A 23,492-nucleotide genomic window follows, 5' to 3' on the forward strand; every position below is an offset into this window, starting at 1 on the left:
GAACAAGCGTTCAAGTTAAACATGGATTGGATTTCAATGCGAACCGGGGGGCTGGCCGGTCTGGCCTCATCGCGGATAAATCCGCCCCTACACGGACTGGTGTTTGTAGGAGCGGATTTATCCGCGATAGGCCCAAACCTCAGTTCTTATCCTGGCAATCCAACTGTAGATTGGCTTGGGTAATATTGCTCTCGGCCGGCACACTGCGGGTCAGCCACACATTACCGCCAATGGTCGAACCCTTGCCGATGGTGATCCGCCCCAGAATGGTTGCCCCTGCATAAATCACCACATCGTCCTCGACGATCGGGTGTCGCGCCAGCCCCTTGTGCAGCGTCCCCGACTCATCACTGGGGAAACGCTTGGCGCCCAGCGTCACGGCCTGGTAAATGCGTACCCGCTCGCCAATGATCGCCGTCTCGCCAATCACCACACCAGTGCCATGGTCGATGAAGAAGCTCTGCCCGATCTGCGCGCCTGGGTGAATGTCGATGCCCGTGGCCGAATGCGCCAGCTCCGAACTGATCCGCGCCAGCAGGGGCAAACCGGCCTGGTACAGGTGGTGGGCCAGGCGGTGGTGAATGATGGCCAGAATACCCGGGTAGCACAGCAGCACCTCATCGACGCTACGTGCCGCCGGGTCGCCGTGATAGGCAGCCAGTACGTCGGTATCGAGCAACACCCGCAGGCCCGGCAGGGCGGCGGCAAAGTCCTGAATCAAGCGCAGGGCATGGGCATCCACACCCGCCAGTTCACCTTTGCTCTGGCGTGCCGCATAACGCAACTCCAGGCGCGCCTGTGCCAGTAACGCGGTCAGCGCGGCATCCAGCGTGTGGCCGACGTAAAAGTCTTCACTTTCTTCACGCAGGTCTACCGGGCCAAGGCGCATCGGGAACAACGCCCCGCACAGCTGCTCAAGAATGTGCCGCATGGCCTCGCGCGACGGCAGCTCACGCCCGCCCTGTTCGCCAATGCTGCGGCCATTGCGGCTACGCCACTGCTCGCGTGCGCTACGCAGGCCACTGACGATGCCGTGCAATTGCCAATGCCCGGATGATGGTTGTTCGCTCACGGTTTTCTCCTGCTGGGCAGTCAGTCATTTTGAAATCCACTGTACGGCAAATCCGCCTCTTGGAAAAAACAACGCTTTATTCCATCCTGCGCTAAGTCAGGCATAAGCGGCGATGACGGCCTACCCTCTACCCAGCACAAACCTGACCAAAATCAAGATTGGGAATAACAAAATAAGTTTTTATTATTTCCAGGCCTATAAGGCCGACCCTATAGTCGCCACCCACCACTTCCACAACAAGCGCGGGGCCTGACATGTCGAAATTTGCCAAACCACTTCTGAGTGCCAGCCTGGCCATCCTGCTGGGTGCCGGCCTCTTCAGCCAGGCGTTCGCCGGCGAGCAGTTGAAGACCATCCAGGAAAAAGGCGTGATCAACGTCGGCCTGGAAGGCACCTACCCACCGTTCAGCTTCCAGGACGAAAACGGCAAGCTGACCGGCTTTGAAGTGGAGCTGTCCGAGTTGCTGGCCAAGGAACTGGGCGTGAAGGCCAAGGTCCAGCCGACCAAATGGGACGGCATCCTCGCCGCGCTGGAGTCCAAGCGCCTGGACGTGGTGATCAACCAGGTGACCATTTCCGAAGAGCGCAAAAAGAAGTATGACTTCTCCGAGCCTTACACCATCTCTGGCATTCAGGCGCTGATCCTGAAGAAAAAAGCCGACGCCCTGAACATCAAGACCGCCCAGGACCTGGCCGGCAAGAAGGTTGGCGTAGGCTTGGGCACCAACTACGAGCAATGGGTGAAGCAAGACGTACCGAAAGCTGACGTGCGCACCTATGAAGACGACCCGAGCAAGTTCGCCGACCTGCGCAACGGCCGTATCGACGCCATCCTGATCGACCGCCTGGCCGCCCTGGAATACGCGCAAAAAGCCAAGGACACGCAACTGGCAGGCGAAGCCTTCTCCCGCCTGGAAAGCGGCGTTGCCCTGCGCAAAGGTGAGCCTGAGCTGCTGGAGGCCATCAACAAGGCCATCGACAAGCTCAAGGCTGACGGCACGCTGGCCAAGCTGTCCGAAAAATACTTCGGTGCCGATGTCACCAGATGATCGCTGAAAGCCTGCAACTCGTTGTCGACTCCGCGCCCTTTCTGCTGAAGGGCGCGGGCTACACGGTGCTGCTGAGTGTCGGCGGCATGTTCTTCGGCCTGGTGCTGGGCTTTGCCCTGGCGCTGATGCGGCTGTCGAAGATCCTGCCGCTGAACTGGCTGGCACGTATCTACGTCTCGTTCTTCCGGGGCACGCCGCTGCTGGTGCAGCTGTTCGTGATCTACTTCGGCATGCCGCAGATCGGCATCGAACTCGACCCCATCCCCGCTTCGCTGATCGGCCTGTCACTGAACATGGCGGCCTATATCTGCGAAATCCTGCGGGCGGCGATTTCCTCGATCGACAAGGGCCAATGGGAAGCGTGTGCCAGCATCGGCATGACGCGCACCCAGGCCATGCGCCGGGCCATTCTGCCGCAGGCATTGCGCACTGCACTGCCGCCGCTGGGCAACAGCTTCATCTCGCTGGTCAAGGACACCGCACTGGCAGCCACCATTCAGGTGCCCGAGCTGTTCCGCCAGGCGCAGCTGATTACCGCCCGCACCTTTGAAGTCTTCACCATGTACCTGGCCGTTGCGGTGGTCTACTGGATCCTTTGCAGCATTCTTGCGCACTTCCAGAACCGCATGGAAGCGCGGGTAAACCAGCACGACCAGGAGCATTGAGATGATCGTAGTAGAAGGCCTGACCAAGCAGTTCAAGGGCCAGACCGTGCTCAACGGCATCGACCTGGCAGTGCAGCCGGGCGAAGTGGTGGCCATCATCGGCCCCAGCGGCTCTGGCAAAACCACCTTCCTGCGCTGCCTGAACCTGCTGGAAACGCCTGACGCCGGGCGCATTCAGATCGGCGATATCAGCATTGACGCCAACCGCCCGCTTGGGGGCCAGCAGAGTGCTATCCGCCGCCTGCGACAGCAGGCCGGGTTCGTGTTTCAGAACTTCAACCTGTTCCCCCATCGCACGGCACTGGAGAACGTCATCGAAGGGCCGGTGATCGTGAAGAAGACACCCCGCGACCAAGCCCTTGCGCTGGGCCGCAAGCTGCTGGCCAAAGTCGGCCTGGCGGGCAAGGAAGACGCCTACCCCCGCCGTCTTTCGGGCGGCCAGCAGCAGCGGGTGGCAATCGCCCGTGCATTGGCCATGGAACCCGAGGTGATCCTGTTCGACGAGCCCACCTCGGCGCTCGACCCGGAGCTGGTCGGCGAAGTGTTGGCGACCATCCGCGGCCTGGCCGAGGAAAAGCGCACCATGATCATCGTCACCCACGAGATGAGCTTTGCCCGGGATGTAGCAAACCGGGTGATCTTCTTCGACAAGGGCGTGATCGTTGAACAGGGCGAGGCCAAGGCGCTGTTTGCCAACCCGCGTGAAGAGCGCACCCGGCAGTTCTTGCGCAAGTTTCTCGGTACTGCCGCCAGCCAGGGCTGACGCTATCGCGGATAAATCCGCTCCTACAGGTATTCGTGTAGGAGCGGATTTATCCGCGATGAGGCCGGCACAGCCCCACAAATTCTCTCTTCTATATATATTCCAAAAGGTTAGTTCATAAACAATTAATAAGCCTTTAGGGTATATACACCGGACCACCGGACCAGCAAATGCCTGTCGCCATCAGCTGAAGCGACGCATCCACTTTGTGAGGTTCGGTTCTGATGACCACCCAGCCAAAAATACAATTCCAAAGCGATCTCGACAGTTCTCCCCTGCTGCTGCCAGCCAAAGTGCTGCGCACCGACGCCGAAGCCTTGCAAGCCGCCCGTGAACTGGCCGATGCCGCTCGCGAGCAAGCCTCGCGCCGTGACCAGCAACGCAAGTTGCCTTGGGCCGAGATCGAACAATTCACCCGCAGCGGCCTTGGCAGCATCAGCGTGCCAAAGGCATTCGGTGGCCCTGACGTATCGTTCGAAACCGTCGCCGAAGTTTTCCGCCTGATCAGCGCCGCCGACCCGGCGCTAGGGCAGATCCCGCAAAACCAGTTCGGCATGCTGCAACTGCTGCGCCTGACCGCCACCGAAGCCCAGCAGGCGCTGATCTTCCGCAGCGTGCTCGACGGCTGGCGCATCGGCAACGCCGGGCCAGAGCGCGGCAGCAAAGACACCCTTACCCTCAAGGCCAGAATCACCCGTGCAGGTGATGGCTATCGCATCAGCGGCGAGAAGTTTTACTCCACCGGTGCCCTGTTCGCGCACTGGGTAGCCGTCAAAGCATTGGACGATGAAGGCCGCCAGCGCTTGGCATTCGTGCGCCGCGGCGCGCCTGGGCTGCGCATTGTCGATGACTGGTCCGGCTTCGGCCAGCGCACCACCGCCAGCGGCACCGTACTGCTCGACCAGGTGCCAGTCGATGCAGAGTTGGTAATCGACAACTGGCGCCAACGCGAGATCCCGAACATTCAAGGCGCTGCCTCGCAACTGATTCAGGCGGCCATCGACGCCGGTATCGCCGAGGCCGCCATTGAAGACACCATCCGCTTCGTGCGTGAAAAGTCCCGCCCCTGGATCGAGGCAAAAGTAGAACGCGCCAGCGACGACCCCTACGTTATCGCCGACGTCGGCCGCCTGAAGCTCGAACTGCACGCGGCCGAGGCACTGCTGCGCAAGGCCGCACGGGTGCTCGATGAAGTGAACGCTGCCCCCATCGATGCCGCATCGGCTGCTCGGGCATCGATTGCCGTGGCAGAAGCCAAGGTACTGACCACCGAAATCTCGCTGCAGGCCAGCGAAAAACTGTTCGAGCTGGCTGGCAGCCGCGCCACCCTTGCCGAGTTCAACCTTGACCGCCACTGGCGCAATGCCCGGGTGCATACGCTGCACGACCCGGTGCGCTGGAAGTACCACGCGGTGGGCGCCTACCACCTGAACGGCACGCTGCCTGCGCGGCATTCCTGGATCTGATTTTTGGCCTTGGGGCTGCTGCGCAGCCCTGTGGGAGCGGTCTTGCCGGAGCGCCGGACCGGTCGGAAAGGGGCGCAACGCGCCCCCAAAAAGGCACTGGAGAACACCATGACAACAGCAATCATCAAGGACGACACCCAAGCCCTGGCCGTCGTCGAAGAACTCGCCCAGCACCTGCGCCACGACAGCGCCGAACGCGACCGCGAGCGCCGCCTGCCTCACCCGGAACTGGACCTGTTCACCCGCTCCGGCCTGTGGGCCATCACCGTACCCAAAGCCTTCGGCGGTGCCGGCGTATCCACCGTCACCCTGGCCAAAGTCATCGCCCGCATCGCACAGGCCGACGGATCCCTCGGCCAAATCCCGCAAAACCACTTCTACGCCCTGGAAGTACTGCGCGTTAACGGCACCCCCGAACAGCAAAAACGCCTCTACGGTGACGTGCTTGCAGGCCGCCGCTTCGGTAACGCGCTGGCCGAGCTGGGCACCAAAACCGCCCACGACCGCACCACTCGCCTGACCCGCGACGGCGACGGCTACCGCATCAATGGCCGCAAGTTTTACGCCACCGGCGCGATCTACGCGCAACGTATACCCACCTCGGTGATCGACGAGCAAGGTGTGCAGCACTTGGCCTACGTGCCGGCCGACAGCCAAGGCCTGCAGGTGATCGATGACTGGAGCGGCTTTGGCCAACGCACCACGGGCAGCGGCTCGGTGGTGTTCGACAACGTGTTCGTCCGCGCCGAAGACGTAGTGCCCTTCCAGTCCGCCTTCGAGCGCCCCACGCCGGTCGGCCCGTTCGCGCAGATTCTTCATGCATCCATCGACACCGGCATCGCCCGCGCCGCCTATGAAGACGCCCTGCACTTCGTACGCACCCGCAGCCGCCCTTGGGTCGACTCCGGTGTAGACAAAGCCAGCGATGACCCATTGACCCTGAAAAGCTTCGGCCACCTGGCCATCCGCCTGCACGCCGCCGAGGCCTTGCTGGAGCGGGCGGGCGAATTCCTCGACCAGGCGCAGGCCGTCAGCAACGCCGATACCGTCGCCGCCGCCTCCATTGCCGTGGCTGAAGCACGGGCCATCAGCACTGAAATCTCCCTGGCCGCCGGCACCACGCTATTCGAGCTTGCCGGCAGCCAGGCCACCCTGGCCGAACACAACCTCGACCGCCACTGGCGCAATGCCCGCGTGCACACCCTGCACGACCCGGTGCGCTGGAAGTACCACGCCATCGGCAACTACTACCTGAACGACGAAAAACCTCCGCGCCGGGGGACCATCTGATGGCCAGGCAGATCCTGCTCAATGCCTTCAACATGAACTGCATCGGGCATATCAACCACGGGCTGTGGACCCACCCGCGGGACACATCGACCCAGTACAAGACCTTGGCCTACTGGACTGACCTGGCGCGCCTGCTGGAGCGTGGGCTGTTCGACGGGCTGTTCATTGCGGACATCGTCGGCACCTACGACATCTATGGCAAATCCCTCGACGTCACGTTGAAAGAGTCGATCCAGTTGCCGGTCAACGACCCGCTGCTGCTGGTTTCGGCCATGGCCGCCGTAACCCGCCACCTGGGCTTCGGCCTGACCGCCAACCTCACCTACGAAGCGCCTTACCTGTTCGCCCGGCGCCTCTCTACCCTCGACCACCTGAGCAACGGCCGTGTGGGCTGGAACATTGTCACCGGCTACCTCGACAGCGCCGCGCGCGCCATGGGGCTGGAGCAGCAGCCCGAGCATGACCGCCGCTACGACCAGGCCGATGAGTACCTGCAGGTGCTGTACAAATTGCTGGAAGGCAGCTGGGAAGACGATGCCGTGGTCGAAGACCGCGAGCGCAGGGTTTATGCCGAACCCGCCAAAGTGCACAAGGTGCGGCACCACGGCGAGTTCTATAACGTCGAAGGCTACCACCTGTGTGAACCCTCGCCGCAACGCACGCCAGTGCTGTTCCAGGCGGGTAGTTCGGCACGAGGCCTGGCGTTCGCCGGTAATCACGCCGAATGCGTGTTCATCAGCGGCCAGGACAAACCCGCTACCCGCGCCCAGGTCGACAAGGTGCGCGCTGCTGCCAAGGCTGCTGGCCGTGACCCGCAGGCAGTCAAAGTGTTCATGGGTATTACCGTGATCGTCGCGCCCACCGAGCAAGAAGCGCGGGCCAAACATGCCGAATACCTGCGCCATGCCAGCCCCGAGGCCGGGGTGGCGCACTTCGCGGCCTCCACTGGCATCGATTTCGCCGCCTTTGAGCTGGACCAACCCATCGGCTTCAGCAAGGGCAACGCGATTCAGTCGGCAACCCGCCAGTTGCAGGAAAACGCCTGGACCCGCCGTCGCCTGCTGGAACAGCACGCCTTGGGCGGGCGTTACGTGACGCTGGTCGGCAACCCCGAGCAGGTCGCCGAACAACTGATTGCCTGGCTTGATGACACCGGCCTGGACGGATTCAACCTGACCCGTACCGTCACCCCGGAAAGTTTCGAGGACTTCATCGACCTGGTCGTCCCGCAACTGCAACAGCGCGGTCGTTACAAAACCGCCTACGCCGAAGGCTCCCTGCGCGAAAAGCTGTTCGCCAGCAGCCACCCGCACCTGCCCGCCGACCACCCAGGTTCGGCTTACCGTACCCCCGCCCCGACTGGAGTTTTGCACCATGCTTGAGAAACTGTTCCGCCCCGTCGCGGCAATTGCCCTGACCCTCGGCCTGTCCGCTACCACCCTGGCTGCCGAGCCGCTGAAAATCGGCACCACCGCCGCCTTCGCCATTCCGTTGGAAGCCGCTGTGGAAGAGGCCCATAAGCAGGGGCTCGAAGTGAAGCTGATCGAATTCAGTGACTGGATTGCCCCCAATGTCAGCCTCAACAGTGGCGACATCGACGTGAACTACTTCCAGCACATCCCGTTCCTGGAAAACGCCAAGGCCGCCGCCGGCTTCAACCTGGTGCCCTACGCACCCGGCATCATCAACAACGTTGGCCTGTACTCGAAAAAGTACAAAAGCTTTGCCGAGCTGCCCGAAGGCGCCAGCGTGGCCATCGCCAACGACCCGATCAACAGCGGCCGCGGCCTGCAGCTGCTGGCAAAGGCTGGGTTAATCACGCTTAAACCGGGGGTGGGCTACAAAGCCACCGAGGACGACATTGTCGCCAACCCGAAAAAATTGAAGATCCTGCAGGTGGAAGCCGTGCAACTGGTGCGCGCCTACGACGATGCCGACCTGGTGCAGGGCTACCCCGCCTACATCCGCCTGGCCAACAGCTTTGACGCCACTTCGGCATTGCTGTTCGACGGCCTGGAAAACAAGGAATACGTGATCCAGTTCGTCATCCGCCCACAAAACAAGGATGACCCACGCCTGGCAAAATTCGTCGATATCTACCAGCACTCGCCGGCCGTGCGCGCGGCGCTGAACAAGGCCCACGGCAGCCTCTACCAGGCCGGCTGGGAAGGCTGACATGAGCCAGGCCAGCGCGCTCAGGGCGCCTACACCTCAAGCAGTGCCAGCAACCGGCAGGGAACGGGCGCTGCGCCCGGGCGTCAATGAAGCCCACGTGCGCTTCATTGGCTTGGGCAAGACATATGACGGCCAGGCACAGCCTGCGCTGCAGGGCATCGACCTGAACATTCGCCGGGGCGAAATCTTCGGCATCATTGGCCGCAGTGGCGCGGGCAAATCGTCGCTGCTGCGCACGATCAACCGCCTTGAGCAACCCAGCCAGGGCCGGGTACTGATCGATCAGGTGGACATTGCCCCCTACGATGAAGACCGCTTGGTGGCACTGCGGCGGCGCATCGGCATGATCTTCCAGCACTTCAACCTGATGTCGGCCAAAACGGTGTGGCAGAACGTTGAGCTGCCGCTGAAAGTGGCTGGGGTCGCCAAGGCCGAGCGCCAACGCAAAGTTCGCGAACTGCTTGACCTGGTCGGCCTGCAGGAAAAGCATCATGTCTATCCGGCGCAGCTTTCCGGTGGGCAAAAGCAACGTGTCGGCATCGCACGCGCGTTGGTGCACGACCCCGAGATCCTGCTGTGCGATGAGGCCACTTCCGCGCTCGACCCGGAAACCACCGCGTCAATCCTTGAACTGCTGCGTGACATCAACCAGCGCCTGGGCCTGACCGTGGTGCTGATCACCCACGAAATGGCGGTGATCCGCGACATCTGCCACCGGGTGGTGGTGCTGGAGCGCGGCCAGATTGTCGAGCAGGGCGAAGTGTGGAAGGTATTCGGTTCGCCACGCCACGAGGTAACCCGCACCTTGCTGGCGCCGTTGCAGGCCAAGCTGCCTGCTTCACTCCAGGCAAGCCTTCGCGCTGACGCCGTTGGCCGCGACAGTGCCGTTGTACTGAAGCTGACCGTGCTGGGAGAACCCGCGTTGTCTGAGCTGTTCCACGACCTTGGTGGCCGCGTGCGCCTGTTGCAGGGTGGCGTTGAAACCATCGGCAACCATGCGCTCGGGCAACTGATCCTGTCGGTTCAAGGCTCGCCGCACAACACCCATCAGTTGCTCGAACGCGCCCGCCACTGGGCCGAAGAGGTAGAGGTACTGGGCCATGTGGTTTGATCGCTTGCTGGAAGGGTTGCTCGACACCCTGTTGATGGTTGGCGTTTCGTCGCTGATCGCCTTGTTGGTCGGCGTGCCGATGGCCGTGTTGCTGGTCACCAGCGACAAGGGCGGCATCTTTGAAGCGCCACTGCTCAACCGGGTGCTGGGCGCCTTCGTCAACCTGTTCCGCTCGATCCCGTTCCTGATCCTGATGGTGGCATTGATCCCGTTTACCCGCCTGGTGGTCGGCACCACCTATGGCGTGTGGGCTGCGGTTGTGCCGCTGACCATCGCCGCCACCCCGTTCTTCGCACGCATTGCCGAAGTGAGCTTGCGCGAGGTGGACCACGGGCTGGTCGAAGCGGCCCAGGCCATGGGTTGCCGGCGCTGGCACATTGTCTGGCACGTACTGCTGCCAGAGGCACTGCCGGGAATTGTCGGCGGGTTCACCATTACCCTGGTGACGCTGATCAACTCGTCGGCCATGGCTGGGGCAATTGGTGCGGGCGGGCTGGGGGATATTGCCTACCGGTACGGTTACCAGCGGTTTGACAGCCAGATCATGTTGACCGTGATTGCCATGCTGGTGGCGTTGGTGGCGTTGATTCAGCTGGGAGGGGATCGGTTGGCGAAAGGTTTGAACAAGCGCTGAAGCGCACCTGCAAACCGTACGCGATCCCTGTAGGAGCGGCTTTAGCCGCGAAGCAAGCGACGCGGTGCCTGGCACCGGCTTTGCCGGTGTTCGCGGCTAAAGCCGCTCCTACACGTCTCTGCTAATTCAATACTTTATGTGCAGATCCGTGGCGGGCACTGGCCGCCCAAACCAATACCCCTGCCCCAACTGGCACTGCTGCTCCAGCAGGAACTGCGCCTGCTCGGCCTGCTCGATCCCCTCGGCATGCACTTGCATGCCCATGCTCCGCGCCAGGGCGATGATCACGCGCACGATGGCGATGTCATCATCATCCAGCGGTAGCCCGGCGACGAAGCCTTGGTCGATCTTCAGTTTCTGCACCGGTAGCCGCTTGAGCCGCAGAAGTGACGAATACCCGGTGCCAAAGTCGTCGATGGCAAGGTTCAGGCCCAGTTCACGCAAGCGGTGCAACTGTTCCAGCGCAACTTCCGGGTCTTCCATGACAGCGCTTTCGGTTACTTCCAGTTCCAGTAACGCAGGATCAAGGCCCGTCTCGTGCAACACATCGGCCACCTGGCGGTACAGCTCATGCTGACCAAAAAGACGACTGGAAATGTTCACCGCCACAAACTCAAGCTCGCGCCCTTCCTTACGCCACTGCACCATCTGCTGACAGGCGTGACGCAGCACCCAGGCATCAATTTCGGCAATCAGCCCGGTACGCTCGGCAATCGGGATAAACTCGCCCGGCGGCACCAGGCCACGGGCTGGATGCTGCCAGCGTACCAAGGCCTCAACGCCCACCATGCGCGAAGTCAGCAGGTCGTGCACTGGCTGGAAGAACACCCGCAGCTCATCCTGGGCCAATGCCCTGCGCAATTCCCCTGCGGTTTCCACCCGGTGCTGGGCATGGGCGGTCAACTCTTCGGTGTACATCGCGTAGCAGGCGCGGCCATTGCCTTTGGCCTTGAACAAGGCTGCGTCAGCATTGCGCAATAATTGCTCAGCGCTCAACGCATCACTGGGGAACAGGCTGATGCCCACGCTCACGCTGATGAAAAGCCGGTGCCCATCGAATTCAAAGGGCTCGCGCATGCGCTCGATGATGCCCTGCGCCAGCTTGCCGGCCTGGCCAACTTGCTGGCAGTTCTCGGCCAGCACACCGAACTCGTCGCCCCCAAGCCGCGCCAGGGTCACACCATTGCCAAGCTCGCTGCACAGGCGCTCGCCCACCAGTTTGAGCAACTGGTCACCAATGGTATGGCCCAGGCCGTCGTTGATACTCTGGAAGTGATCCAGGTCCAGCAGCAACAGGGCACAACCGCGCTTATTGGCCTGTGCAGCCGCCAACGCATGCTCCACACGGTCGTTGAACAGCAGGCGATTGGGCAGGCCGGTGAGCGGGTCATGGTGCGCCAGGTAGGCAAGCTCTTGTTCGGAATGCTTGATCGCGCTGATGTCGCTGAAAACCGCTACGTAATGCGTCAACTCGCCACTGTCGTCACGAATAGCGCAGATGGTTTGCCACTGCGGGTAGATTTCGCCACTCTTGCGGCGGTTCCAGATCTCCCCGCTCCACTCACCTTTTTCGGCCAGCGTGGCGTAGATCTGCTGGTAAAACGGCGCCCCGTGTCGGCCCGACTTGAACTTGCTGGGGCGCTGGCCGAGCACTTCTTCCTGTTGATAACCGGTAATGCGCATGAACGCTCGGTTGACGTGCACGATCAGGCCCTGGCGGTCGGTGACCAGCACGCCTTCCAGGGTACTGTCGAACACCGCCGCGGCCATGCGCAGGCGCTCGCGGTCCTCGCTGCGCAGGCGCGCCCCGATGCCGATGAAATTGAGCAGGCGTGCGCGGGAGAAGAAGATCAGCACGGCACTGAGCAGCACCCACACGACCACATTGATCTGCCGACCAACGGTCAGTGCCAGTGGGTCATCGGACATGCTGCGCAAAACCAGCTCTGCCAGCACCAGCCAGAGAAACGAGAGCACCACATACAGCGCAGCCATGCGCAATGCGTCGCGAACAGATACGGACATCATGTCTTGGGGGAAAAGCCCATTGAAAAGGATGGGGCATTATAGAGGCTGAAACATGCCGTGACTTCCTATCTGAATGGGTGACTGGCTTTATTTCCCTGCACTGGGATAATCAGGCCCTTCCCCCTGTTGCTTCGAGGGCTTCCAAACCTATGTGGTACAACGGTCTGCTCGACTTGTCGGCCTGGCAGCTGGTTGGCGTTACTTTGCTGATGACCCACGTGACCATCGTCAGCGTTACCATCTACCTGCACCGCTACTCTGCCCACCGCGCGCTGGAACTCAACGGTGTGCTCAAGCACTTCTTCCGCTTCTGGCTGTGGCTGACCACGGCGCAGAACACCCGTGAGTGGACGGCCGTGCACCGCAAGCACCACGCCAAGTGCGAAACGCCGGATGACCCGCACAGCCCGGTGCACAAAGGGCTGTCCACGGTGCTGCGCAAAGGGGCGGAACTGTACCGCGAAGAAGCGCAAAACCCGGAAACCTTGCGCATCTACGGCAAGAACTGCCCGGAAGACTGGATAGAACGCAACCTCTACTCGCGCTACAAGTTCGGCGGTATCGCGTTGATGGCAGTTATCGACCTGCTGTTGTTTGGCACCATTGGCATCACGATCTGGGCCGTGCAGATGATGTGGATTCCAGTCTGGGCTGCCGGCGTGGTCAATGGCCTGGGCCATGCGGTTGGCTATCGCAACTTCGAATGTAAGGACGCTGCGACCAACCTGGTGCCTTGGGGCATCATTATTGGCGGAGAAGAGCTGCACAATAATCATCACACCTACCCCAACTCGGCCAAGCTTTCGGTCAAACGCTGGGAGTTCGACATGGGCTGGGCCTGGATCCGCCTGTTCAGCCTGTTACGCCTGGCCAAAGTGCAGCGTATCGCGCCCATTGCCCACCGCGTTGAAGGCAAGGCCAACCTGGACATGGACACCGCCATGGCCATCCTCAACAACCGCTTCCAGATCATGGCGCAGTACCGCAAGCTGGTGATCGGCCCACTGGTCAAGCAGGAACTGGCCAGGGTCGATGAATCGGTACGCCATCGCTTCCGTCGGGCCAAACGTCTGCTGTCGCGTGAAACAAGCCTGCTGGAAGACCGCCACCATGTGCGCATCGAGTCCATGCTGGCGCACAGCCAAGCCCTCAAGACCATCTACGAAAAGCGCTTGGCGCTTCAACAAATCTGGGCCCGCACCAGCGCCAACGGCCACGACATGCTGGCTGCGATGAAGGACTGGATTCACGAAGCCGAGGCCAGTGGCATCCACGCATTGCACGACTTTGCCGCGCAGTTGAAAACCTATTCGCTACGCCCGACCGGGGCGTAAGCGCCGTTGATCGGCACGCCCCGCAATGGGGCGTGCCAGCTGGAACTTAACCCCTGAAACACCACTCAAAGTCGCCACATCGCCCGCGTGGCGGGCTGGTTCTTGGCCGCGCGCTTTCCCGTCGAGAAACGCTCCGTGCACATGGCCAAGAACATCAATTCATCCCTGCCCGGCAATGCCCCACCCGAAGCTGCCCAAACCTTGCTCGCCTTGCTCCACGCCCAAGGCGAAGTCGCTCGCCTGAGCGAACGCGAGCAGCTTTACAGCTCCCTGCTGGACAGCGTAAACGCGGTGCTGTGGGCATTTGACTGGGAAGCCCGCAAAGTGCTTTACGTCAGCCCCGCCTATGAGCGCATTTTCGGTCGCCCGGCCAGCCTGGTGCTGGCCGACTACAACGAGTGGCGCGACAGCATTTACCCGGACGACCTGGACCATGCCGAACACAGCCTGGCCCAGGTACTGCTCAAAGGCTCGGTGGAAGACCGCGAGTACCGGATCATCAACGCCAATGGCCAAGTGCGCTGGCTCAGTGACAAGTGCTACATCAACCAGCAGCGTGAGGATGACCGGGTGATCATCGTCGGAATTGCCGAGGACATCACCGAGAAGAAGCAATTGGAAGGTGAACTGCAGCGTTTGGCCACCACCGACGTGCTGACCCAGAGCAGCAACCGCCGACACTTCTTCGAATGTGCCCAACAGGCATTCTCGAACGCCCGCGAGGAAGGCACACCGCTGGCCTTCCTTCTGCTGGACATTGATGATTTCAAGCAGATCAACGACCGCTATGGCCACCAGGAAGGTGACCAGGTGCTGCAGCGTATCGCCGACAGCGGCAAGGCCGTACTGCGCAGGGCAGACCTGTTCGGGCGGATTGGTGGTGAAGAGTTTGCAGCGGTCTTCCCTGGTTGCGATGCGTTGGTAGCCGAGCAGATTGCCGAGCGACTGCAGCGCGAGATTCAGCGGTTGAGCTTCAGCCATGGTGGCGCGGCTTACGGGGTTACGGTGAGCCAGGGCCTTACCGGGTTAACCGATGACGACGAATCCCTCGACAGCCTGTTTGCCCGGGCCGACGAGGCCATGTATCGAGCCAAGCGGCAGGGCAAAAACCAGATCGTACGCGGGTAAGCCCGCCTCACCCGCATGATCTTCAGCTGTTCGACTGATCTCCTTCGACCGTAGCGGCTGCCTCGGCCGGTTTCGTCTCCGGGTTATCCACTTTACGCAGGCGGTTAAGCTCCGGTAGCCCGACCTTCAGCAAGCGCGCGGTCTTGTTGTTGGCAACCTTCTCGAGCGCGTGATCGGCTGGCAGCCGCGACAGCTGCCCCGCCAGGTTCATCGCCAGAATCTCCCGCGAATACACCCCGCCGCCCAGCTGATAAATAGCCGCAATGAGTTCACGCAGGCTCAACGGCAAGCGCCAGCGTGTACGTAATGCAGAACCAAAGGCTGCGCCGAAATTATCAAGCGCCCCTTTGACCTGGATTTGGTCCAGTTCGCCACCGGCCAATCGCCATTCCTGCAGGCTGCGTAACACGGCGAGGTCACCCAGGCAGTGCAGCAAGCCAGCGCAGTAGCAGCGCTCTTCTTCAAGGTCGAGCATCCGCGCCAGCGACCGCGCATATTCTGCGGTATGCAGCGAAAGGTTCCAGAAATGCGCCGCCGGTTGCGCCAGCAACGGGTCGCTCAGGCGGGCGCTGCGCTTGAGCGTCAGGCCCAGAATCAGGTTCATGCTTTGCGTGCTGCCCAGCTTGTTCAATGCTTGCAGCAATGTCTGCACAGGTGCGTCACGGTGCAAGGCGGCACTGTTGGCTGCGGCAATCAGCACGGCCGTGATCTGCGGGTCGTTGCGCACCTCCTCTTCAAGTACCTTGAGATTCAGGCCCTGAGGGTTGAGCGCGCGCTTGATTGCCAGCTGCACATCCGCAAACAACGGCCCACCGTCGGCGGTGGCACGACGCTGCTCCAGGTAATCGTTGAGCTTGATGCCCGGCTGCAAGGCGGGGACGGGGCAGGCAACTTCCTCACCCGTGGCCATCAACAGTACTTCCAGCCGCTTGCGCAGCTTGTCCAGGTTCAGGGGTTTGCTCAGGTACTCGGTGGGGTGAAACTGCAGCGTTTCCCTCACACTGGCCGGGTCACTGCGCTCGCTCAGCAAAATGAACGGCAAACCCGGCTTTTCGGCCCTGGCGCGCACTCTGCGCAGCAGCTCCAGGCCATCACCGCCCGGCAGTTCCCGAGCCGCAATGATGAGGTCTGGCTTGCTGGAAAGCGCACTCAGTGCCTGAGTGCCGTCCGCGCACACCTGCAAACGCGCGTCACAGCGCACGCTAAGCAGCATTTCGCGAAGCATGTCGCGCACCCAAGGGTCGCCTTCGGCGATCAATACGCTAGGTGGGGTGGGGTCTGCAGCACTCATGGCCAACTCCTGAAAATCCCTGACACACAGTCCGTCGCAGCTTCCTGGGCAATTCCTCCAACAACCATAGCGCTACAAGCGTTTCATGGGCACAAAAAAAACCCGCCGAGGCGGGTTTTTTTTTGAAGCGTGTCACATCAGGCGAGTTCAGCGAAGCACTCTTCGATGATGGCCAGGCCTTTATCCAGCAGTTCGTCTTCGGCGGTCAGCGGCACCAGAATGCGCAGCACGTTGCCGTAGGTACCGCAGGACAGCAGGATCAGGCCCTTGTCGCGCGCCTTGGCAACCACTTGAGCTACAGCAGCAGCGTTCGGAGTGTGGGTGCCTTTCTCGAAGACTTCCACAGCGATCATCGAGCCCAGACCACGGACGTCGCCGATGATCGGGTGCTTTTCCTGGATCTGGCGCAGGCCAGCGGTCAGGTGCTCACCAACAGCCTTGCTGCGGTCCAGCAGTTTCTCTTCCTCGAACACCTGAATGACGGCCAGGGCCGCAGCGCAGGCGATCGGCGAACCGGCGTAGGTGCCGCCCAGGCCGCCCGGAGCGATGGCGTCCATGATCTCGGCCTTGCCGCACACACCGGCCAGCGGGAAGCCGCCAGCGATGGATTTGGCAAAGGTGGTCAGGTCAGGCGCAACGCCCATCTGCTCCATGGCGAAGAAGGTACCGGTGCGGCCAGCGCCGGTCTGTACTTCGTCGGCGATCAGCAGGATGCCGTGCTTGTCGCACAGCTCGCGCAGGCGCTTCATCAGCTCTTTCGGCGCAGGCAGGAAGCCGCCTTCGCCCTGAACTGGCTCCAGAATGATGGCGGCGATGTCGCGCGGCTCGGCATCGTTCTTGAAGATGCGCTCAACCGAGGCGATGGCGTCGTCAACGCTGATGCCGTGCAGTTCGCTCGGGAACAGGGCGCGGAAGATGCCGCCTGGCATCAGGCCCATGCCAGCGGAGTACGGCACGACTTTACCGGTCAGGCCCAGAGTCATCATGGTACGGCCGTGGTAGCCGCCGGTGAAGGCGATGACGCCAGCGCGGCCAGTGGCGGCACGGGCGATTTTCACGGCGTTTTCCACGGCTTCGGAGCCAGTGGAAACCAGCAGGGTCTTCTTGTCGAAGTCACCAGGGACCAGTTTGTTGATCTTCTCGCACAGCTCTACGTAGGGTTCGTAGGCCAGCACCTGGAAGCAGGTGTGGCTGACTTTGGTCAGCTGCTCTTGCACAGCTGCAACCACTTTCGGGTGCAGGTGGCCGGTGTTCAGTACAGCGATGCCGCCGGCGAAGTCGATCAGTTCGCGGCCTTCAACGTCGATCACAGTCGAGTTCTTCGCCGATTCGACGAAGATCGGGTGGATCTGGCCAACGCCCCGTGGGACGGCGGCTACACGACGTTGCATCAAGGATTCGTTGGTCTTGCTCATAATGCCCTCATTTGCGCCGAGTGGCGGCGCTTTTATTCGGGGGTGGCTGGGTTTGCCCGCGAACAGTATTCGTTGATCGACTGCCGTGAACGCCCTGGCCACCAGGTACTGCGATGTCAAAAAAGCCAGCGAGACGTCGCTCTCGCGCCCCGCTGGCGAGGTAAAACCTTTAGCGCATCAAACGCTGATGCACAGGTATTTGATTTCGAGGTAGTCCTCGATACCGTACTTGGAACCTTCACGGCCCAGGCCCGAGGCCTTGATACCGCCGAACGGCGCCACTTCGTTGGAGATCAGGCCGGTATTGATACCTACCATGCCGTATTCCAGCGCTTCGGCAACACGGAACACGCGGCTCATGTCACGGGCGTAGAAGTACGAAGCCAGGCCGAACTCGGTGTCGTTGGACATGGCGATGACTTCGGCTTCGTCCTTGAAGCGGAACAGCGGCGCCAGCGGGCCGAAGGTTTCTTCCTTGGCGACAGCCGCGGTGTTCGGTACGTTGACCAGAATGGTCGGCTCGAAGAAGTTGCCTTCGATCAGCTTGCCACCGGACAGCACCTTGGCGCCTTTGCCAACGGCGTCTTCGATGTGTTCCTGAACCTTGGCGACAGCCTTGCCGTCGATCAGCGGGCCAGTGGTGGTGCCTTCTTCCAGGCCGTTACCGATCTTCAGCTTGGCAACCGCGGCAGCCAGCTTCTCGGCGAACGCGTCATAGACGCCGTCCTGCACGTAGATACGGTTGGCGCAGACGCAGGTCTGGCCGTTGTTGCGGTACTTGGAGATGATCGCGCCCTCGACCGCCTTGTCCAGGTCGGCGTCGTCGAACACGATGAACGGAGCGTTGCCGCCCAGCTCCAGGGAAACCTTTTTGATGTCCTTGGCGCACTCTTCCATCAGCTGGCGACCGATTTCGGTGGAGCCAGTGAAGGACAGCTTGCGGACCAGGGAGTTGCCGGTCAGTTCGCCGCCAACTTCGCCGGCGCTGCCGGTAACGACGCTCAGCACGCCGGCCGGGATGCCGGCACGGTTTGCCAGCTCGACCAAGGCCAGGGCGGAGTACGGGGTCTGCGAAGCAGGCTTGAGCACCATAGTGCAGCCAGCGGCCAGGGCCGGGCCGGCTTTACGGGTGATCATGGCAGCCGGGAAGTTCCACGGGGTGATGGCCGCGGTAACACCGATTGGCTGCTTGATGACGATCAGACGCTTGTCTGGCTGGTGACCGGGGATGGTATCGCCGTAAACGCGCTTGGCTTCTTCAGCGAACCACTCGATGAACGAGGCGGCGTAGGCGATTTCGCCCTTGGCTTCGGCCAGCGGCTTGCCTTGTTCGGTGGTCATCAGGCGAGCCAGGTCGTCCTGGTTCTCGATCATCAGTTCGAACCAGCGACGCAGCTTGGCCGAACGCTCTTTGGCGGTCAGTGCACGCCAGGCCGGCAGGGCCTTGTCGGCGGCTTCGATGGCGCGGCGGGTTTCCGCGGTGCCCATCTTCGGCACGGTACCGATGACTTCACCGGTGGCCGGGTTGGTCACCTTGATGGTCTGGCCGCTGTCCGCATCCAGCCACTCACCGTTGATGAAGGCTTGTTGGCGGAACAACTGAGCGTCTTTGAGCTGCATGTCGGCTTCCCGAATTGTTGATTATTGAAAAGCGCCCGCGATGGGCTCGGAGCGTTTGAAATCTCAAACGAATGCTAAGCGGCTGCTGGGGTGTTGGACAATAGGCTGTTCGAAAAAAAGAACGAACGGTTGAACAGCTCGTCAAAAATTCAGGGTTTTAGGTAATTGCAACGGGCCTCTCGCGGATAAATCCGCTCCTACAGACATTACCCCTGTAGGAGCGGATTTATCCGCGATGAGGCCCGAGAAGGTTAAATCAGAACGCCGTGCCCAAATCAATCACCAGCGCCCTATACCCGACACTCCCCGGCTGCCGGCTGTGCACTTTCAGCTCCACCAGCACCTCCTGGGTACCACGCCGCACCTCATTAAGCACAGTGGTAGTCAGCTTCTCCGGGGTCAGGAAGTTCACCGAGGCTGAGTAGATGAACTGTGTATCGGTCTCCGGCCGGTAGGCGACCACCGAGGTCACCGGGCTGTACCACTCGTCGCCCCGCTCCTTGCCGTACTCCCACACCTGCTCGACCGTGCCTTTGGCCTCGTCGATCTTGTATTCCACGGCACGGCTGTAGTTTCCGGTCAGTTTGGTGGGTGAAAAGTCGCGCCCCCAGCCGTTGTCGAACACGGTCAATGTGCCTTTGCCAGTCAGCCAGGCAGTGTGCTGTGTCCAGGACCAGTCAAAACCTTCGCCCCCGACAGGGGTAAGCACTTTGTCGTGCAGGCGCTGCGGCCAGCCCTGCGGCGAAGCCAGGATCCACTTCACCTGCTTGTCGCGGCCAATCTTCGCTACGCCCTGGTGCCGCGCTGAAACGATAATGCTGTCGTCATCTGCATCGTAATCGATGGCATTGACGTGAGCCCAGTTACGCCCGGTGCCAACGCCGGGTGTGTCACCGAATGGCAGGTTGCCTTCGGCCAGTTCGTTGGCCAAACGGTCGTCCTGCTTCTGCACACCTTCAGGCAACTGGATTGCAGCCTTGCCCAAGGTTTCCAGCAAGTCCCCGCGGTAGGGGTCGAGAATCTGGTTAAGGTCCCAGAAGTCCAGCACATCACCGGCTTCGTTGACCTCAATAATATGGTCGCGGATCGAACGCACGCGCTTGCCGTCGGGGCGGCGGTAGTCACTGGTGCCAACACGCAACAGGTATGTGCCGTTGGATGTTTCGCGGATCTCGTGGGAAAAGTCGGCAAACTTGTCCGGCAGGCTGCGCTGCCAAATGCGCCGGCCCAGCAGGTCGAACTTGGAATAGGTCTGGCCCTGGCCCCAAATCAGCTTGCCGTCACGGGTCTGCTGGAAGCCCATGGTGCCACCCAGGCCATCGCGGCGGTTGGAGTCATGGATCTGCTCGATGTCCAGGTACCAACGTACATCGCCGTTGCTGTCGGCAATCCAGTTGTTACCCACCTGGTCCCACTCCGCCGCACCCCCCAAGCCGTTCCACTTGAAGGCACGGGCACCGGGAATATCGCCCTGCAGGTGGTTGAACAGGTACAACCGCTGCTCAAAGCCCGGGGCTACCTTGATCGGCTCCACCTCCGGCAGGGCAGCGGTCTGTTTCGCCACCACTGGCAAACGCACCGCCGGGGCGTAGATCTGGTAGCGCTCGCGCAAACGCTCGCCATCAAGCTTGTAGGTCACTTCCACTTCGTTGACGTGGTCCGGGTACAGCCCGAATACCGGGATGCCGCCATAAGTCCACAGCGAGCGGTCAGAAACGTCGTAGCTAATGTCCACCCCACGCTCACCGCGCCCCAGCACCCGCACGTGGGCGGCGCTCAAGGCACGCCCGCCATCGCGGATGATGGCGGTCAGCGGCGCCAGGCGATACGGGTTTACCACCACATCGCCGAGCAGCGCCTCGCCACGTTCTGGTACTTTCGCTGTCAGGCAGGCGCCCTCGGGCAATGCTGGGGTTTCGGTTTTGGCATTCATGGCATAGCTCCTTTTGCTCAGAAGTCGTAACGGGCAGTGGCGCCGACAGTGCGCGGGGTACCGAGTACGCCGGCATAGCCACCGTTGGCGGAGTTCCACAGGCTGGTGAAGTAGGTTTTGTCGCCGGCGTTTTTCACCCACAGCGACAGGTCGACCACGCCGTCGCCCTGGTCCAGGCGCACCCCGGCGGAGAGGTTGACCAGCGCATAGCTGGGGATCTGGCCGTAATCGGAGTCGTCGATGGTGCCCACCGCCTTGGAGCGGAAGGCGTAGCTGGCGGTGACGTACGGCTCGATGTGCTCGGCCAGTTGCCACTTGTACTGGCCGTTAAGGTTGGCGATGTACTTGGATGCACCCACTACCTGGTGGCCCGACAGGTCGCAGGTGGCCGTGGCATTGGCCAGGCTGACTTCAGGCGGGCATGGTGCGTCGTCATACTCGGTGTAGCGCACGTCATTCCACGAGCCGTTGAAGTTGAGCGTCAGGCCACGGATTGGCAGCGCGGTGGCCTCGAACTCCAGGCCACGCGAACGCACCTGGCCAGCATTGGCCAGGTACTGCACGCGGTTGATCTGGTCGTAGACGTTGGCCTGGTAACCGTGTACCTCGGCCCAGAACACGTTGGCGTTGAGTTGCAGGCGGTCTTCGAACAGGGTGCTCTTAAGGCCGACTTCAGCGTTGTTGACCCGCTCGGTGCCCACCAATAGCGAATCGGTGCCCAGACGCGGTGCCGCGCCCACGGTCAGGTTGATGCCCCCGGACTTCTCGCCGTGGGTCAGGGTCGCATAGCCCAACAGTTGGTCATTGAAGCGATAGCTCAGGCCAAGCAAGCCGGAGGGGCTGAAGCTGTACTGGTTTAGGTCACCGGAATCGTAGGCACCCGCCCTACCCTGACGCGCGGTCGCAGCCGCACCGCTCACAGCGGCACCGCCCACGGGCGCATCGCGGGTCACCCAGGCGCTTTTTTCTTCGTAGGTGCCGCGTATGCCCGCCGTGAAGTCCAGGCGGTCGGTGATGTGCCATGTACCTTGAGCGAACAAGGCATAACTGTCGGTATCGATGTGGCCATTGCCGATGCTGTCGACATTGGCCAACGCGCCGGCCGGGGTGGCGTTCCAGATGTCCGCCTGCGGCCCGTAGTAAGTGAAGGATTTGTTGTCCAGATCCTGTTTGAAGTAGTACGCACCCAACACGTAGTCGAACGCGCCACCGGTGGGCGACGCCAGGCGGATTTCCTGGGAGTACTGCTTGTCACGCACCGACACCCCGGCGCTGTAGAACACCGGCACGTTCAGGCCGTCATCGTTGCGCGGGGTGAAGTCCCACCAGCGGTAGGCGGTGATCGAGGTCAGGGTGAAGTCATTGGGCAAGGTCCAGTTGGCCTCCACCGAGGTGCCGCCCTGGAACACCGTCACCTGCTGGTCGGCATCGAAGTTGACCTTGCGGTCCTTGCCCGACACCAGCGTCGCCCCCGCCTGGGCCGCCAGCCTTTCGTACTGGTTCACGCCATTGATGGTCGGCCCGGTGCTGTAGAGGCTGAGAATGCCGTTGTTGGAATCTTCTTCGTTGTATTCCCCTATCCAGCGCAGGTTGAAGGTTTCGCTCGGCTGGAACAGCAACTGGGTACGAAAACCCTGCCGTTTGCCGCCATTGAGGTCGTGGCCGTCGTGAATGTTCTTCACATAGCCATCGTCTTCGGTGTGGTAAGCGCTGATGCGCCCGGCCAGGGTGTCGGTGATCGGGCCCGAGAAGCTGCCCTGGGTTTGCAGGTAACCGTCCTCTCCAATGGACTGCTGGATGCTGCCTTCGCGGTGGAAGGTCGGCTTGCGTGTGGTGATGTTGAGCACGCCGGCCGTGGTGTTCTTGCCAAACAGAGTGCCCTGCGGCCCGCGCAGCACTTCCAGCTGCTCAACGTCGAGCAAGTCGAACACCGCCATGCCCGGGCGGCCCAGATAGACGTTGTCCAGGTAGATACCGACGCTGCCCTCAAGGCCATCGCTGGCCGGGTTGTTGCCCAGGCCGCGAATCGAAATGCTCGACTGGCGAGCATGCACATAGGCGACATTGGTGCTGGGCACCAGCTGTTGCAGATCCTGCACACGGTAGATGCGTTGGGTTTCCAGCGTTTCGCTGCCGAGCACGCTGATCGGCGTAGGCACATCCTGTGCGGTTTCTTCACGGCGGCGGGCGTTGACTGTGACAGTGCCAAGCTTGGCGTCCTGCTCGACGGCCGGGGTGGTGTTGGCTGGCTCTTCGGCAAAGCTGGCGCCGGAGGCCCCCAGCAGTAAAGCCGCTGCCAACGGTTGCAAAGTGAACTGCGACGCGCGCGCAGGCCAACGGAAAACTCGGGACATGCAGATGCTCCTTGAGGCATGGGCCCTGGCGAGCATTTCCGTTGGCGGAACCGAATCGCGGTCAATCGGGCTTATATTCTTTTAAGTGATATAAATATTTGCATTTCATATTTTGTGGAATAAGTGACTCCCTTTATAAGGGGGCTAACCCACATCATCAATTG

At 61.6% G+C, this 23,492-nt stretch carries 18 protein-coding genes; 11 read left to right on the forward strand and 7 right to left on the reverse strand.

Going from position 1 to position 23,492, the window contains the following annotated elements:
- Positions 1-139 precede the first annotated feature (139 nt).
- A complete protein-coding gene (gene epsC, locus PVV54_RS25100) occupies positions 140-1,072 on the reverse strand; it encodes a serine O-acetyltransferase EpsC (protein WP_274907770.1) in 933 nt (310 codons plus the stop codon).
- Positions 1,073-1,326: 254 nt separating this feature from the next.
- Here epsC and tcyJ point away from each other — a divergent pair, with 254 nt between their 5' ends.
- The 9 genes from tcyJ (at position 1,327) to PVV54_RS25145 (ending at position 10,225) form a co-directional block, all read left to right on the forward strand.
- Positions 1,327-2,121: a cystine ABC transporter substrate-binding protein gene (gene tcyJ, locus PVV54_RS25105; RefSeq protein ID WP_274907771.1), complete on the forward strand. Its 795-nt coding sequence runs from the start codon at positions 1,327-1,329 to the stop codon at positions 2,119-2,121.
- Positions 2,118-2,786, forward strand: coding sequence for a cystine ABC transporter permease (tcyL, locus tag PVV54_RS25110; protein ID WP_274907772.1), 669 nt, complete (start codon positions 2,118-2,120; stop codon positions 2,784-2,786). Before tcyJ ends, tcyL begins: the two co-directional genes overlap by 4 nt.
- Position 2,787: 1 nt before the next feature.
- On the forward strand, positions 2,788-3,549 hold the full coding sequence (gene tcyN / locus PVV54_RS25115) for an L-cystine ABC transporter ATP-binding protein TcyN (RefSeq protein WP_274907773.1): 762 nt from the start codon (positions 2,788-2,790) through the stop codon (positions 3,547-3,549).
- Positions 3,550-3,773: 224 nt separating this feature from the next.
- On the forward strand, positions 3,774-5,015 hold the full coding sequence (locus tag PVV54_RS25120; protein WP_274907774.1) for an SfnB family sulfur acquisition oxidoreductase: 1,242 nt from the start codon (positions 3,774-3,776) through the stop codon (positions 5,013-5,015).
- Positions 5,016-5,123: 108 nt separating this feature from the next.
- Positions 5,124-6,305, forward strand: coding sequence for an SfnB family sulfur acquisition oxidoreductase (locus PVV54_RS25125; protein ID WP_274907775.1), 1,182 nt, complete (start codon positions 5,124-5,126; stop codon positions 6,303-6,305).
- Positions 6,305-7,687 carry an LLM class flavin-dependent oxidoreductase gene (locus PVV54_RS25130; RefSeq protein WP_274907776.1) on the forward strand — a complete coding sequence of 461 codons (1,383 nt, stop codon included), beginning with the start codon at positions 6,305-6,307 and terminating at the stop codon, positions 7,685-7,687. Before PVV54_RS25125 ends, PVV54_RS25130 begins: the two co-directional genes overlap by 1 nt.
- Positions 7,680-8,480 (forward strand): MetQ/NlpA family ABC transporter substrate-binding protein, encoded by an 801-nt coding sequence (locus tag PVV54_RS25135; protein ID WP_274907777.1) that lies wholly within the window; start codon positions 7,680-7,682, stop codon positions 8,478-8,480. The genes PVV54_RS25130 and PVV54_RS25135 overlap by 8 nt, the downstream gene beginning before the upstream one ends.
- A gap of 1 nt (position 8,481) precedes the next feature.
- Complete coding sequence (locus tag PVV54_RS25140; protein WP_274907778.1) at positions 8,482-9,591, forward strand: methionine ABC transporter ATP-binding protein; 1,110 nt, start codon at positions 8,482-8,484, stop codon at positions 9,589-9,591.
- Positions 9,581-10,225 (forward strand): methionine ABC transporter permease, encoded by a 645-nt coding sequence (locus PVV54_RS25145; RefSeq protein ID WP_008096606.1) that lies wholly within the window; start codon positions 9,581-9,583, stop codon positions 10,223-10,225. Before PVV54_RS25140 ends, PVV54_RS25145 begins: the two co-directional genes overlap by 11 nt.
- A gap of 126 nt (positions 10,226-10,351) precedes the next feature.
- On the opposite strand, the gene dibA is transcribed toward PVV54_RS25145, so the two are convergent.
- On the reverse strand, positions 10,352-12,250 hold the full coding sequence (gene dibA / locus PVV54_RS25150) for a phosphodiesterase DibA (RefSeq protein WP_274907779.1): 1,899 nt from the start codon (positions 12,248-12,250) through the stop codon (positions 10,352-10,354).
- A gap of 152 nt (positions 12,251-12,402) precedes the next feature.
- Between dibA and desA the strand changes: the two genes are divergently transcribed.
- Positions 12,403-13,587, forward strand: a complete 1,185-nt coding sequence (gene desA, locus PVV54_RS25155) for a delta-9 fatty acid desaturase DesA (RefSeq protein WP_274907780.1) — start codon at positions 12,403-12,405, stop codon at positions 13,585-13,587.
- 141 nt (positions 13,588-13,728) lie between these two features.
- On the forward strand, positions 13,729-14,715 hold the full coding sequence (locus tag PVV54_RS25160) for a GGDEF domain-containing protein (protein ID WP_274907781.1): 987 nt from the start codon (positions 13,729-13,731) through the stop codon (positions 14,713-14,715).
- 22 nt (positions 14,716-14,737) lie between these two features.
- Here PVV54_RS25160 and PVV54_RS25165 read toward each other — a convergent pair whose 3' ends face one another.
- From PVV54_RS25165 to PVV54_RS25185, 5 genes are all read right to left on the reverse strand, one after another.
- A complete protein-coding gene (locus tag PVV54_RS25165; RefSeq protein WP_274907782.1) occupies positions 14,738-16,006 on the reverse strand; it encodes a response regulator in 1,269 nt (422 codons plus the stop codon).
- A gap of 137 nt (positions 16,007-16,143) precedes the next feature.
- A complete protein-coding gene (gene gabT, locus PVV54_RS25170) occupies positions 16,144-17,421 on the reverse strand; it encodes a 4-aminobutyrate--2-oxoglutarate transaminase (protein WP_274907783.1) in 1,278 nt (425 codons plus the stop codon).
- A gap of 177 nt (positions 17,422-17,598) precedes the next feature.
- Positions 17,599-19,041, reverse strand: coding sequence for an NADP-dependent succinate-semialdehyde dehydrogenase (gene gabD, locus PVV54_RS25175; RefSeq protein WP_274907784.1), 1,443 nt, complete (start codon positions 19,039-19,041; stop codon positions 17,599-17,601).
- Positions 19,042-19,297: 256 nt separating this feature from the next.
- The gene (locus tag PVV54_RS25180) at positions 19,298-20,974 is read right to left on the reverse strand and encodes an aryl-sulfate sulfotransferase (RefSeq protein WP_274907785.1); all 1,677 of its coding nucleotides are present in this window, start codon (positions 20,972-20,974) and stop codon (positions 19,298-19,300) included.
- Between the two features lie 17 nt (positions 20,975-20,991).
- Positions 20,992-23,364, reverse strand: coding sequence for a TonB-dependent receptor (locus tag PVV54_RS25185; protein WP_446731433.1), 2,373 nt, complete (start codon positions 23,362-23,364; stop codon positions 20,992-20,994).
- Positions 23,365-23,492 lie beyond the last annotated feature (128 nt).

Source organism: Pseudomonas sp. PSKL.D1, from assembly GCF_028898945.1.
Lineage (GTDB): Bacteria > Pseudomonadota > Gammaproteobacteria > Pseudomonadales > Pseudomonadaceae > Aquipseudomonas.